Raw genomic sequence first — 13268 nt, 5'->3', positions numbered from 1 at the left:
GCGCTGACGGCGCCGGCGGCCAGCGAGCGCCCATCCATGATCGAGGCGTCGAGTTCATGCACGCCGTTTTCGTTGAGCGCAGCGCCGTGACCGGCGTTGAAATGCGGGCTGTCTTCCATGACCACGACGGCGGCCGGCGCGGCGTCGAGCGCGCGGCCGCCGGATTTCAGGATGGCGTAGCCGGCTTCCAGCGCGCGGCCGAGATCGCGGCGCGCGGCAATCCATTCTTCCTCATTGAGATCGAGCTTGGCCATGACGCCGCAGCCGCCATGGATCGCCAATGCGAATTTCGTCATCGTCCGTACCTTCAAGAGAAAGGAAGCGGCCCGTGAAGGCCGCCTCCCGCGGTGGGTTCCTGGAAACTTACTGCTTCGGCTTGGCGTCCATCGCCAGTGTGTCCTCGTCGGAACGCGGCGTGTAGGTGATCTTGTCCGTCTTCACGCCCCAGGCCGAGACGTTGACGGCCAGCGGCAGATCGGGGCGATCGGTCGCGACGAGAAGGTTCGCCTTTTCAAGCAGTTCGCGGCGCTTGGCCTCGTCCATCTCGACGCCGGCCTCCTCGATCAGCTTGTCCATCTCGGGATTGGAATAGCCGCGCGTGTTGAAGGCACCGAGCGACTTCTCCTTGTCGTTGGTGTGCATCAGCGAAGACAGCATGTAATTCGCCTCGCCGGTCAGCGTGCCCCAGGACGCCATGTAGAGCGAATATTCGCCGCGCGTCTTGGCCGGATTGAACACCGCGGCCGGCACGCCGTTCACATCGGCCTGCACGTTGATCGCTGCCAGCAGTTGCGCCACCGTCGGCCCGAGCTCGGTCGGCAGACGGTCGTTGGCATAGTTGAGCGACACCTTGAAGCCGTCGGGGAAGCCGGCCTCGGTCATCAACTGCTTGGCCTTGTCGACGTCATAGGCCGCCGGTTGGATCTCCTTGTTGTAACCGAAGATGTTGGAGCTCACGAGCTGCGTCGGCACAACGCCCATGCCTTCCAGCGCGACATCGGCGATGGTCTGGCGGTCGATGACGAGATCGAAAGCTTCACGCACGCGCGGATCGAGGAAGGGGTTCTTGTCGAGCTTCTTGCCTGCTTTGTCCCACACCATTGGAGAATCTGCGCGGAAGTCGAATTCCAGATAAGGGATGTAGACAGACTCGTCCTTGACCACGTCGATAGCCGGATCGGCTTCGAGATTGGCAAGGTCGGTCGCCGGCACCTTGGAGATCAGGTCGACCTGGCCAGCCTTGAGCTGGGCGACGCGGGCGGCGTCATTGGGGATTTCCTTGCGTACCACCTTGTCCCAGGGCTGCGCACCACCCCAGTAGCCGTCGAACTTCTCCAGCACGAGGTCCTGCGTCGGCGCCCAGCTGACGAATTTGTAGGGGCCGGTGCCGATGGTGGCCTTGCCGGTGTTGAAGCCTTCGGCCGCCGTCTCCTTGGTGGAATAGGCGGCTGCCGCCTTGTGCGAGACGATGAACAGACGCACGAAATCATTGGGCAGGGTCGGCGCCGAGCCATGCGTCTTGATGCGCACCGTCAACGGATCGACGACTTCGACGCCGGCGACGCGGCGCACATAGATGGTCGACGGGTTCGGCCCGGTGACATTGGGAATGCGTTCGATCGAGAACTTCACGTCCTCGGCGGTGAAGTCCGAACCATCATGGAACTTGACGCCTTCGCGCAGCTTGAACTCCCAGGTCGTAGCGTCGACCGGCTTCCAGCTCACCGCCAGATTTGGCTCGACCTCGAGCTTGTTGCCGGACTTCAGCAGCGTGTCGAAGACGTGCTTGGTGGCCTCGGCATTGGCCGACGTGGCCGTGAAATGCGGGTCCATCGAGGCCGGGCCGGATTTGGTGGCTATGATCAGGTCGGCGGCAAGCGCCGGCAGCGACACGAACAGTGTCGAAGCCAGCAAGGCCGAGCGCAGGAAGGAAGCGGTTCTCATTGGGATCTCCTCTTGGTTCTTGTTTCTTGATGTCGACCGCGGATCAGTCGGTGGTAGCCGCCTCGGCATTCAGGTCCAGATCGCGGGGCCAGCTGCCGGAAGCGACGACCATCTTGGTCAGCAGGTCCGACAGGGTCAGCCGTTCGGCGGGTGAAAGGCATTCGAGCATGGCGCGCTCGTGCTCGAGCATCAGTTCCTTGACGGAAACCACGGCGGCGCGGCCCTTCTCCGTCAAGGTCAAGGTGACGCGGCGCTGATCGGAGGGATCGATCTCGCGGTCGATCAGACCGAGTGTCGCCACCTTGTTGACGGCACGGCTCAGCGTGTTCTTCGGAAAGTTGGACGAACGAACCACCTCGGTCAGTGTCAGGCCATTGCCGAGATAGAGCGACCACAAAACGACGAATTCCGGCCGCAGCAGGCCAAGCTGCTGCTGGATGCGGCCATAGACGGGATTGTTGAACTGCAGGGCCAGGAAGTTCAGCCGGAACGAGAGCCAGCAGGGGTTGTCCCACAGTTTCGGAAACAGCGGATCGTCCTGCGGAAGATGCTGCGAGCCCGGCGTCTCCCGGCCTGCGCGCGCCTCATGCAGGGCCGTGCTCAGCAATCGATCCATAAAACCTCGCCCCTGCATTTAGTCCCAAACGGGACGGTAATTGAAATTTTTGTTGCGTCAACCTGATATTTTTGTTCCTAATGGAACTTAATTGGAGATATCTCGCAGTTTTGTTGCCGGTCCGTGCCGCATCTGGGCAGGCTGGCGCATGCCCCAATCGGGGCAATAGCGGTCGCAGACAATGGAGTTTTCGGAAATGCGCATTCAGGACATGCACTGGGCTCAGGTGGAAGAGCGCGCCAAGGTCGATGATCGCTGCGTCCTGCCGATCGGCTCGGTTGAACAGCATGCCTATCTCAGCCTCGCGACCGACATGATCCTGGCCGAGCGCATTTCGGTGGAAGCTGCCGAACCGCTGGGCGTGCCCGTCTTCCCCTGCCTGCCCTATGGCATGGCCTCGGGTTTTGCTGATTTCCCCGGCACCATCACGCTCACGCTGCGCACCTACATCAATGTCATCGAGGACATGCTTGACAGCGTCTATCGCTCCGGCTTCCGCCGCATCCTCATCGTCAACGGCCATGGCGGCAATTCGCCAATCGCCCCGCTGCTGTCGGAATGGATGAACAGCCATCGCGACACTTCGGTGAAGCTGCACGACTGGTGGCGCGCGCCACAGACCATGGCCAAGGTACAGGAGATCGACCCGGCCGCGAGCCATGCGAGCTGGATGGAGAACTTCCCCTGGACCCGCCTCGAAGGCGCGCCGGTGCCGAACTTCAAGAAGGATCGCATCGATTTCGCAGCCACCGGCCGCGTCGATGCCGGCCGCAAGCGCGAGCGCATCGCCGAGGGCAATTATCACGGCGTGTTCCAGCGTCCGGACGCGGACATGTTCGCGATCTGGGACGTCGCCATCGCCGAGACCCGCGACGAGATCGAGAACGGCTGGCATTGATGGGTGGACGGCGGCATTGCGACCTACCCCTTCTCCCCTTGTGGGAAAAGGAAGGTTACGACAATCAGCCAGGCACAGTGCTGCCCCTCATCGCCCTGCCGGGCACTTCTCCCCGTGAACGGGGAGAAGGCGGCTGGCCGCAACGTTGGCGCTTGTCCTGCAACGCTGGCAATTGGCGAAATCCCCGGCGGGGGCCGCCCTCTCCCCGTTCACGGGGAGAGGATGCCGGCAGGCAGGTGAGGGGCGGCGCCGACGGTTGGTACCTAGGAACTCACAACCACCGCGAAGTGCTGGCGTACATCCCCTGGAGTAAGTCAGGGATATCTGTTGCGGGAGGGCATATGAAACACAGCAAGCACCGTTTCGAGGTCGCCGCATGACCTCCTTCGTGTTCAAGCGCCTCAGTCAGGCGGTCATCGTGCTGATCGTGATGTCGATCCTGGTGTTCACCGGGGTCTATGTGATCGGCAATCCGGTGGACGTGCTGATCTCGCCCGACGCCACCCAGGCGATCCGCGAGCAGGTGATTGCCGAATACGGCCTCGACCAGCCGCTGTGGAAACAATATCTCGACTTCGTCGGCTCGATGTCGACCGGTGATTTCGGCCGTTCCTTCGTCTTCAACATGCCTGTCGGAGAACTGATCTCGCAGCGCCTGCCCGCGACACTGGAGTTGGCGGTGATCGCCGTGCTGCTGGCCTCGCTGATCGGCGTTCCGCTCGGCATCTATGCCGGCTACCGACCCAACAGCCTCGCTTCCCGCATCATCATGGCGGGTTCGATCCTTGGCTTTTCGGTGCCGACCTTCTGGATTGGTCTGATGTTGATCATGCTCTTCGCCGTCCAGTTCGGCGTGCTGCCGGCGGGCGGACGCGGTCAGACGGCCAGCCTGTTCGGAATCCCCTTCTCCTTCCTCACGCTGGACGGCTGGAAGCATCTGCTCCTGCCCGTCCTCAACCTGTCGCTGTTCAAGATGTCGATGATGTGCCGGCTCGCCGCTGCCGGCACCCGCGAGGTGATGACCACAGACGCCATCAAGTTCGCGCGCGCCGCCGGCATTCCCGAACGGACCATCCTGCGCAAGCACGTGCTGAAGCTGATCTCTATCCCCCTGGTCACGGTGTTCGGCCTCGAGCTCGGCTCGACACTGGCCTTCGCGCTGGTGACGGAAACGATCTTCAACTGGCCGGGCCTCGGCAAGCTGATCATCGATTCCATAGCGTCGCTCGATCGCCCGGTCATGGTGGCCTATCTGATGATGGTCTCGGTGCTGTTCGTCGTCATCAATCTCAGCGTCGATCTCGCCTATGCCGCGCTCGATCCGCGCCTTCGGCTCAAAGGCCGCTGACATGGGGGACGCTGACATGAGCGACGTCATCATCAAGGACAATTTCGAAAGCGCGCCCCCCGCTTCTGCCTGGCGCGACTTCTGGCGCGTCTTCTTCCGCAACAAGGTCGCCACGATTGCGCTGGGCGTGGTACTGGTCATCGTGCTGGTCGCCATCTTCGCGCCCTTCATCACGCCGCAGGATCCCTATGACCTGCGCTCGCTGGTGCTGCGCGACGCGCGCCGCCCGCCTGGCTTCGTCGGCGCCAATGGCATGCACTATCTGCTCGGCACCGACAGCCAAGGCCGTGACCTCCTGTCCGCAATCATCTATGGCCTGCGCATCTCGCTGGAGATGGGCCTGATCGCCGGCGCGGTCGCCTTCACCATCGGCGCCATTGTCGGCTGTTTCGCCGCCTATGCCGGCGGCCGTTTCGAGACCTTCATCATGCGCCTGGTGGACGTACAATTGTCCTTCCCGGCAATTCTGCTCGCCTTCGTCGTCGCCGCCCTGCTGGGGCAGGGGAAGGGGCAGCTGATCCTGGCGCTGGTCTTTGCCCAATACGCCTATTTCGTGCGCACCGCCCATGGCGCTGCTTCGGCCGAACGGCAGAAGGATTATGTGCAGGCCGCGCTCTCCATTCCGATGAGCGGCTGGTTCGTGATCACCCGGCACATCCTGCCGAATTCGCTGCCGCCGCTGATCGTGGTCGCCACGGTGCAGGTCGCCGCCGCCATCTCGCTGGAAGCGACGCTCTCCTTCCTCGGCGTCGGCCTACCGCCCACCGAACCCTCGCTCGGCATGTTGATCTCGAACGGCTTTCAGTATCTGCTATCGGGCCGCTACTGGATCTCGATCTATCCGGGCGTCGCCCTCATCATCCTGATCATGGCGATCAATCTGGTCGGCGATCAGGTCCGCGATCAACTCAATCCACGGCTGCGCAAATGACCGAACTTCTCAAAGTCGAGAACCTGCGCACCTATTTCGAAACCGAGCGCGGTACCGTCAAGTCGGTCGACGGCATCTCCTTCGAGGTGCGCAAGGGCGAGATCTTCGGCCTGGTGGGCGAATCCGGCTCGGGCAAGTCGATCACCGGTTTCTCGCTGATCGGCCTGCTCGACGCCAACGGCAAGGTGCAGCCGGGCAGTTCCATCAAGCTCGCGGGACGCGAGATCGTCGGCCTGCCGGACCAGGAGTTGCGCAGGATCCGCGGCCGCGAGATCGCGATGGTCTTCCAGGACCCGATGATGACGCTGAACCCTGTGCTGAAGATCGTCGATCAGATCGCCATGGCGATCCGCGCCCATGAAAAGGCCAGCGACCAGGAGGTGCGCCGCCGCGCCGTGGAGGCGCTGGCGCGTGTGCGCATCGTCGAGCCCGAAAAGAAGATCGATCAATATCCGCACCAGTTCTCCGGCGGTATGCGCCAGCGTGTCGCCATTGCGATCGCCCTCCTGCACAAACCCAAGCTGGTGATCGCCGACGAGCCGACGACGGCCCTCGACGTCTCTGTACAGGCGGACATCCTCAAGGAAATGAAGGCGCTGGTGGCGGAACTCGGCGTCTCGATGATCTGGATCAGCCACGACCTGGCGACGGTCAGCCAGATCTCGCAGCGCATCGCGGTGATGCGGCGCGGCGAGATCGTGGAGACCGGTACAGTGGCCGAGGTGCTCGGCCAGCCGCAGCATCCCTATACGCAAGGCCTGCTCGACGCCCTGCCCTCGCGCGCCAGGCCCGGCGAATTGCTGGCTTCCGCGACGACCGAAAGTTCCGGCCCGATCGTGCTCGATGATTTGGCCAAAACCGCTCCCAAGGCTGCCGACGGCGCGTTCGTTCAGGTCGACGATGTCGATATGGTTTTCGAGCGTGCCGTTGGCCGCGTCGGGCGTTTCACGCAAAAATTCGGCATCGGCCAGCCGTCCCATGCCGTCCATGCCGTCAAGGGCGCCAAGCTGACCATCGCGCAGGGCGAGGTGCTCGGGCTGGTCGGCGAGAGCGGTTCGGGCAAATCGACCCTCGGCCGCATCATCTGCGGCATCTATACGCCGACGGCAGGCAATGTGACCGTCGGGGGCAGGAAGGTGCGCGAAGGTCAGCGCAAGCTCGGCACGGGGGTGCAGATGATCTTCCAGGATCCCTATGCCTCGCTCGACCCGCGCCGCACCATCTTCCAGTCCGTCGCAGACGGACCGCTGGCGCATGGCCTCACCACACGTCGCGACGCCCGAGCCTATGTGAACCGCTGGCTGAAAGCGGTCGCCTTCGACCCTGCGCTCGCAGACCGTTATCCGCATCAATTCTCCGGCGGCCAGCGCCAGCGCATCGCGATTGCACGCGCGCTCGCCATGCAGCCGGAACTGATCGTCTGCGACGAGCCGGTCGCCTCGCTCGATGTCTCGATCCAGGCGCAGGTGATCAACCTTCTGATCGAATTGCGCCGCACGCTGAACCTGACATTGCTGTTCATCAGCCACGACCTGTCGGTGGTGCGCCATCTGTGCGACCGGGTCGTCGTCATGCACCACGGCAAGATCGTGGAAGAGGCAAACGTGGCTCAGCTTTTCGAGGCTCCCCAGCAGCCCTACACGAAAATGCTGCTCGACGCGGTGCCGAAACTGGCCGTGTAGAATCACCGGTCGGTCGTGGCCGGCCGGAAGGAAGCGTCCTCAAGGATAAACCCGCGCCTATGATGCGACGTGGTGTGGTCCCTTCCACGACCGGATCGTGCTCCTTTCGCATCACCTCGCGCAAATAGCGCCAAAGGCGTCGCCTTCGCGATGCCTTGCCATCAAATTGCCTGTTAGGTCTCTCGTTAACTGCTTGAATGGGTTTTTGTTTCGGCAAGCGTGACACGGGCTTTCCCGGGTGCGGTGCGGGCGCAAGAACGAGTTAGCTTTTCGGTGTTATACCGGACAGAGGTTCTGTCGCCGAAGGCTGTATTGATCGAGACTGACGGGTGAGCATTTATCTCCCGATCGCGGAAATTTCCGTCAACATCCTGGTGCTGCTCGCCATGGGCGCAGCGGTGGGTTTCCTGTCGGGCATGTTCGGCGTCGGCGGCGGTTTCCTCATCACCCCGTTGTTGATCTTCTACAACATTCCGCCGGCGATCGCGGTGGCCACGGGCGCCAACCAGGTCATCGCCTCGTCTGTGTCCGGCGTGCTGTCGCACATGAAAAGGGGGACGCTCGACTTCAAGCTGGGCGGGGTGCTGTTAGCCGGCGGTGTCGTCGGCTCGACGGTGGGCATCTACGTGTTCGGGCTGTTGCGCGAGATCGGCCAGCTCGACCTGTTCATCTCCCTGCTCTACGTGGTGCTGCTCGGCACGGTCGGCGGGCTGATGATGGTGGAAAGCGTCAATGCGCTGCGCGCCACGCGCAGTGGCGCAGCACCTGTGCTGAAGAAATCCGGCCAGCACAACTGGATCCACCGGCTGCCGCTCAAGATGCGCTTCCGCGCGTCCAAGCTGTTCGTCAGCGTCATTCCAGTGTTGGGTCTTGGTGCCGCGATCGGCTTCCTGTCGTCGATCATGGGCGTCGGCGGCGGCTTCATCATGGTGCCGGCCCTGATCTATCTTTTGAAAGTGCCGACCAATGTCGTCATCGGCACCTCGCTGTTCCAGATCATCTTCACCTCGGCCTACACCACGCTGGTGCATGCCACCACCAACCAGACGGTGGACGTGATCCTGGCCTTCGTGCTGATGGTCGGCGGCGTTGCCGGGGCACAGTATGGCGCCAGGGCTGGACAGAAGCTGCGCGGCGAGCAGTTGCGCGCGCTGCTGGCCCTGCTGGTGCTGGCGGTGGCGCTCCGCCTCGCCTTCGACCTGTTCGTGACGCCGCCCAACCGCTATTCGCTTGCCGTGCTGGGGCTGAGCTGATGGCAGCCGGATCCCTGCTTTGCCGCATGAGCCTTATCCGAAAAGTCTGCAACTTTTCGGGGTCATGCTTCTTGTTTTGCCGCATGAGCCTTATCCGAAAAGTCTGCAACTTTTCGGGGTCATGCGGGCTGCTCTTCCTGTTCGCGCTGGCTTTCGTTCTTCCGGCAGCGGCGCAGTCGCCGCACCAGGAAAACATCCAGATCGGCCTCTCCACCGACAGGGTGATGATCACCGCCGGTTTCACCGGTGCGGACCTCACCATCTTCGGGGCGCTGGAAGATGGCGACCCGCAGATCGCGCGGCAGGGACGCTATGATGTCATCGTCGTGCTGGAAGGCCCGGCCCGCCCGGTGGTCGTGCGCCGCAAGGATCGCATTCTCGGCGTGTGGATCAACCTGGAATCGGAAACCTTCGAGAACGTGCCGGTCTCCTATTCTGTGGCCACCACGCGCCCGTTCCAGGACATCACCGAGCCCGCCAGCTACAAGCAGCTCTCGCTCGGTGCCAACAACATCTACATGCAGCCCATGGAGGAAGGCGAGAGCCCGGCCACCATCGCGGAATTCACCGCGGCCCTGCGCGAAAGGAAGTCCGCGACCGGCCAGTACAGCGAGAATGTCGGCGGCGTGCAGTTCCTGTCGCAGAACCTGTTCCGCGCCACCGTTCGGCTGGCACCCAGCGTGCCGGTGGGCACGCATAAGGCGCGTGCTTTCCTGTTCAAGAACGGCGTCTTCGTGAAGGAGAACTCGGCCCAGCTCGAAATCCGCAAATCAGGTTTCGAACAGTCGATCTTCCGCGCCGCGCACAATTATTCCTTCCTCTACGGCTTCTTCGCCATCTGCCTCGCCATGATCACCGGCTGGCTCGGCCGCATCGTCTTCCGCAAGGATTGAAGGGGCTCAGGCCGGCTGAGCGTGTCCAGCGCTACGGGCGTAACGGCCGGGCGGCTGGCCGACATGGCGGCTGAAAGCGGTGCTGAACGTACTCGCCGATCCATAGCCGACGCGCTCGGCGACATCGGCGATGTCGGCTTCCTGCCGGCGCAGCAGGTCCTTTGCCAGCGCCATTCGCCAGGAAAGCAGATATTCCATCGGCGGCATGCCGACATTGCGCGTGAAGCGGTCGAAGAAGGCCGAGCGCGAAAGTGCGGCCTGTGCCGCAAGTTCGGCCATCGTCCAAGGACGAGCGGGGTCGGCATGCATCTTCCGGATGGCCTGCGCCAGCCGGGCATCGCCCAGCCCACGCAGCAATCCCGCAGGAGCATCGGGCGTTTGCGCGCATCGCAAGGCTTCGACCAGCACGATCTCGACAAGTCGGCTCAGTACGAGCTCACGCCCCGAATGCGCCGCGGCCGCCTCTTCGATCAGAAGCCCGACCCAGACGGACAGCCGTTCCATGCCACGGATATGAACCTGCTCCGGCAAAAGCGATACCAGCAGGCTGGCGTCCTCATTGCCGAAAAGGAAATACCCGCCGAGAAGGCGAACATCCGGCGGGCCATCCTGCCTGCCATGACGAACCTCCCCGGTTTCCGCACTCGCCAAGAGAGGGTCGATGAATTGCGGTGTGACGGGCTCGAAGCCTGACATAGTGAAGCCGGGCGTCGTCGGCAACAGCACGAAATCGCCCGCCTCCAGGACCAGTTCCTTCTGTCCGTCGACGGCCAGGCGACAGGAACCCTCGATGACGATGGCAAAGCTGGGATGGCCGAAATCCGCGTAACGGACGCCCCACCGCCCCGCACCGCTGATGCCCTTGGTGAAGACGGCGCGGGGATGCAGCAGACCGATGACTTGCGAAAGAGGGTCAATCATATCCGGACTATTGCAAATAATATATGGACTTTCAATTGTAGATAGTCTGACAGCCGCTGATTAGCATGGTTTCATGGACGCTCACCAATGGAGACAATCATGAAGACCATACTGATCACCGGCTGCTCTTCCGGTTATGGACTGGAGACCGCGCGCCATTTCCTGGCCAGGCAATGGAATGTCGTCGCGACGATGCGCACCCCGCGCCAGGACGCGCTGCCACGCTCGGATGCCCTGCGCATCCTGCCGCTCGACGTGACGGATGAAGGCAGCATCGCCGATGCAATCGAGGCGACGGGACCGATCGATGTGCTTGTCAACAATGCGGGGATCGGTGTCGTCGGCGCGTTCGAAGCCACACCGATGGCCCATATCCGCAAGGTGTTCGAAACCAACACGCTGGGCGTCATGGCCATGACACAGGCAGTCATCCCCCAGATGCGGGAGCGCCGGTCGGGCATGATCGTCAATGTCACATCGAGCGCAACGCTCGCCCCGATGCCGCTGGCCGCCGCCTATACGGCCAGCAAGCAGGCCATCGAGGGGTTCACCGGCTCGCTGGCCCATGAACTCCAACACTTCAACGTCCGCGCCAAGCTGGTCGAGCCAGGCTATGCGCCGACCACCCGCTTTGCCCAGAACACGTCGGTCCGCGTCGAGGATCTCATTCCGCAAGCCTATGCCGATTTCGCTGCCCCGATCTTCCAGGCATTCGCGCAACCGGCGGCCACCACGAAGGAGACCGATGTGGCCGAAGCTGTCTGGAACGCCGTCCACGACACCACCGGGAGGTTGCGTTTCCCGGCGGGTGCGGATGCGCTGGCGCTCTTCCACGCCGCGTGACGATGCCGGCGGGCGGTCGTTGCCTGTGCAGCAGCCTGCCAGGCCTTTCTTCGCTCAAGGAAGATCGGCTTGATCCCGGCGGCATTCGGTCGGATGATCGCCCCGCGAGATCAGGAGACGGCATGGCGAAACATCGCATCTATTCCATGAGCGTGGCGGGCGTTTACCCCTTCTATGTCGCGAAGGCGGAAAAGAAGGGCCGCACGCAGGCGGAGGTCGACGAGATCATTCGCTGGCTGACCGGATACAGCCAGGAGGCACTGAACGACCGGTTGGTGGAAAAGACGAATTTCGAGGACTTCTTTGCCCAGGCACCCAGGCTGAACCCCTCGCGTTCGCTGATCACAGGCGTGGTCTGCGGGGTACGGGTGGAAGAGATCGAAGACCCGCTGATGCGCGAAGTCCGCTACCTGGACAAGCTGGTGGACGAACTGGCCAAAGGCAGGCCGATGGAGAAGATCCTGCGGAAGTGACCCGCCGGCATCGCCGGTTGCGGCCGCTGCCTTGTCGCGACAAACATCCGTCGCCCGCTTTGCGGCTCAGGCCTTCTTGACGAATTCGGTCTTCAGCACCAAGCCCTTGACCTGCTTGGTGTTGGCTTCGATCTCGCCCGGATTGCCGTTCAGTCGAATGTTCTTGACCAGCGTTCCGCGCTTGAGGGTTTCCGAGGTTCCCTTGACCTTCAGATCCTTGATCAGCGTGACGGAATCGCCGTCGTTCAGCTGCGTTCCATTGCTGTCGCGTACCACCACGTCGTCGGTCATGTTGCCCATCTCCAGATTCTGCCCCGCACTACACCACAGGAATGAGTGACGCAAAGCCCAGCGCTAATCCAGCCAGGGCGGACGTTCGCTGAAAGCCTGTGCGAGGTGATCCACGATCGCACGCAGTTTCATCGGCATCGGCTTGACCGGCGGCCAGACGACCGAGATCGGCAACGGCACCGGGGTCAGCTTTGACGCGATCCGCACCAGCCGGCCTTGCCGCAGCGCCTCATGGGCAACGAACAGCGGCAGCAGCGCGACGCCGAGGCCGGCGATGGCCATATCGCGCATGGCCTCGCCATTGTTCGCGGTGACGCGGCTTTGCATCGCAACACCCGTCACCGTCCCGTCTTCGCTGGAGAACTGCCACACGCTGGCGGCATGGACATTGAGGTAGCCGATGCTGGAATGCGCCTGCAGGTCATCGAGGCTTTCCGGCATGCCGCGACGGGCCAGGTAGTCCGGACTTGCGACCACGACCCTGGGGTCTTCGCAGAGCTTGCGCACCATGAGCCCGGAATCGCGCAGCTGGCCGATCCTGACGGCCAGGTCGAAACGGCCGCGCACGAGATCGACCGTCCTGTCGTCATAATCGAGCGTGATGGCGAGTTCGGGATGCTGGCGCGCGAAATCGGCGACGACGGGGCTGAGATGGTTGATGCCGAAACTCATCGGTGCCGCAATGGCGAGCGAGCCCCTGAGCCCGACCATGCCCCAGGCGGCGCTTTCGACGGCATCGTTCATTTCCGCCAGCGCTGGGCGCAGCCTGAGCGCCAGTTCCTCCGCGCCTTCCGTCGGCGTGATGCGTCCGGCATGGCGCCGGAACAGCGCGGTGCCGAGCGCCGCCTCGAGATCGGTGATGCGCTTGCTGATGACCGACTTCGACAGGTTGGAGCGTGCGGCAGCACCCGAAACGGTGCCTGCCTCCATGACATCCAGGAACGTCCTGATTTCTTCGACCGTCCACTTCATGCCGCGGTTCTATCGCATCTCAGCCGGCGCGGCATCGGAAAACCGTTCGTGAATCGCCAACGTTTTCACCGCGTGGGGGGTGGGGCAATTGGCAACCCCCGGGCCCCCCGGGGGGGGGAAAAACCCCCCCCCCAACCCCCCCAAATATAGGGAACCAAACCAACAAATTTGTCGGCACAGAAAAAAAAAAAACCAGCAGAAAA

General features: G+C 62.8%; 14 protein-coding genes. 8 read left to right on the top strand and 6 right to left on the bottom strand.

From position 1 onward, the window contains the following. The 3 genes from L4923_RS29560 to L4923_RS29550 all read right to left on the bottom strand — a co-directional run. The coding region (locus L4923_RS29560; protein WP_239370684.1) for an isoaspartyl peptidase/L-asparaginase at positions 1-296 on the bottom strand (296 nt) is incomplete at its 3' end. A gap of 67 nt (positions 297-363) precedes the next feature. Next, positions 364-1944, bottom strand: coding sequence for an ABC transporter substrate-binding protein (locus L4923_RS29555; protein ID WP_239370683.1), 1581 nt, complete (start codon positions 1942-1944; stop codon positions 364-366). A gap of 43 nt (positions 1945-1987) precedes the next feature. Beyond that, positions 1988-2560 (bottom strand): MarR family winged helix-turn-helix transcriptional regulator, encoded by a 573-nt coding sequence (locus L4923_RS29550; protein WP_239370682.1) that lies wholly within the window; start codon positions 2558-2560, stop codon positions 1988-1990. Between the two features lie 196 nt (positions 2561-2756). On the opposite strand from L4923_RS29550, the gene L4923_RS29545 reads away from it, so the two are divergent. The 6 genes from L4923_RS29545 (at position 2757) to L4923_RS29520 (ending at position 9565) form a co-directional block, all read left to right on the top strand. Then, the gene (locus tag L4923_RS29545; protein WP_239370681.1) at positions 2757-3458 is read left to right on the top strand and encodes a creatininase family protein; all 702 of its coding nucleotides are present in this window, start codon (positions 2757-2759) and stop codon (positions 3456-3458) included. A gap of 376 nt (positions 3459-3834) precedes the next feature. Further along, entirely contained in the window at positions 3835-4806 is a 972-nt protein-coding gene (locus L4923_RS29540) for an ABC transporter permease (protein WP_239370680.1), read from the top strand. A 16-nt stretch (positions 4807-4822) separates the two neighbouring features. Continuing rightward, on the top strand, positions 4823-5737 hold the full coding sequence (locus L4923_RS29535) for an ABC transporter permease (RefSeq protein ID WP_239370679.1): 915 nt from the start codon (positions 4823-4825) through the stop codon (positions 5735-5737). Next, positions 5734-7419 carry a dipeptide ABC transporter ATP-binding protein gene (locus L4923_RS29530; RefSeq protein ID WP_239370678.1) on the top strand — a complete coding sequence of 562 codons (1686 nt, stop codon included), beginning with the start codon at positions 5734-5736 and terminating at the stop codon, positions 7417-7419. Before L4923_RS29535 ends, L4923_RS29530 begins: the two co-directional genes overlap by 4 nt. A gap of 329 nt (positions 7420-7748) precedes the next feature. Next, complete coding sequence (locus L4923_RS29525) at positions 7749-8672, top strand: sulfite exporter TauE/SafE family protein (RefSeq protein ID WP_239370677.1); 924 nt, start codon at positions 7749-7751, stop codon at positions 8670-8672. 83 nt (positions 8673-8755) lie between these two features. Beyond that, entirely contained in the window at positions 8756-9565 is an 810-nt protein-coding gene (locus L4923_RS29520) for a TIGR02186 family protein (RefSeq protein ID WP_239370676.1), read from the top strand. Positions 9566-9571: 6 nt separating this feature from the next. Here L4923_RS29520 and L4923_RS29515 read toward each other — a convergent pair whose 3' ends face one another. Continuing rightward, complete coding sequence (locus L4923_RS29515) at positions 9572-10486, bottom strand: AraC family transcriptional regulator (protein ID WP_239370675.1); 915 nt, start codon at positions 10484-10486, stop codon at positions 9572-9574. 99 nt (positions 10487-10585) lie between these two features. Between L4923_RS29515 and L4923_RS29510 the strand changes: the two genes are divergently transcribed. Both L4923_RS29510 and L4923_RS29505 read left to right on the top strand, forming a co-directional pair. Next, positions 10586-11329 carry an SDR family oxidoreductase gene (locus L4923_RS29510; RefSeq protein ID WP_239370674.1) on the top strand — a complete coding sequence of 248 codons (744 nt, stop codon included), beginning with the start codon at positions 10586-10588 and terminating at the stop codon, positions 11327-11329. 122 nt (positions 11330-11451) lie between these two features. Beyond that, positions 11452-11802, top strand: coding sequence for a DUF2200 domain-containing protein (locus L4923_RS29505; RefSeq protein WP_239370673.1), 351 nt, complete (start codon positions 11452-11454; stop codon positions 11800-11802). Positions 11803-11868: 66 nt separating this feature from the next. Here the strand turns inward: L4923_RS29505 and L4923_RS29500 are convergent, their stop codons facing one another. Both L4923_RS29500 and L4923_RS29495 read right to left on the bottom strand, forming a co-directional pair. Then, positions 11869-12093, bottom strand: coding sequence for an alkylphosphonate utilization protein (locus L4923_RS29500; protein ID WP_239370672.1), 225 nt, complete (start codon positions 12091-12093; stop codon positions 11869-11871). Positions 12094-12156: 63 nt separating this feature from the next. After that, complete coding sequence (locus L4923_RS29495; RefSeq protein ID WP_239370671.1) at positions 12157-13065, bottom strand: LysR family transcriptional regulator; 909 nt, start codon at positions 13063-13065, stop codon at positions 12157-12159. Positions 13066-13268: the final 203 nt, after the last annotated feature.

It is taken from the genome of Terribium retamae (assembly GCF_022347545.1).
GTDB lineage: Bacteria > Pseudomonadota > Alphaproteobacteria > Rhizobiales > Rhizobiaceae > Mesorhizobium > Mesorhizobium retamae.
The sequence above is the reverse complement of the archived record's forward strand: the minus strand, read 5'-3'. Positions and strand labels throughout refer to the sequence as shown.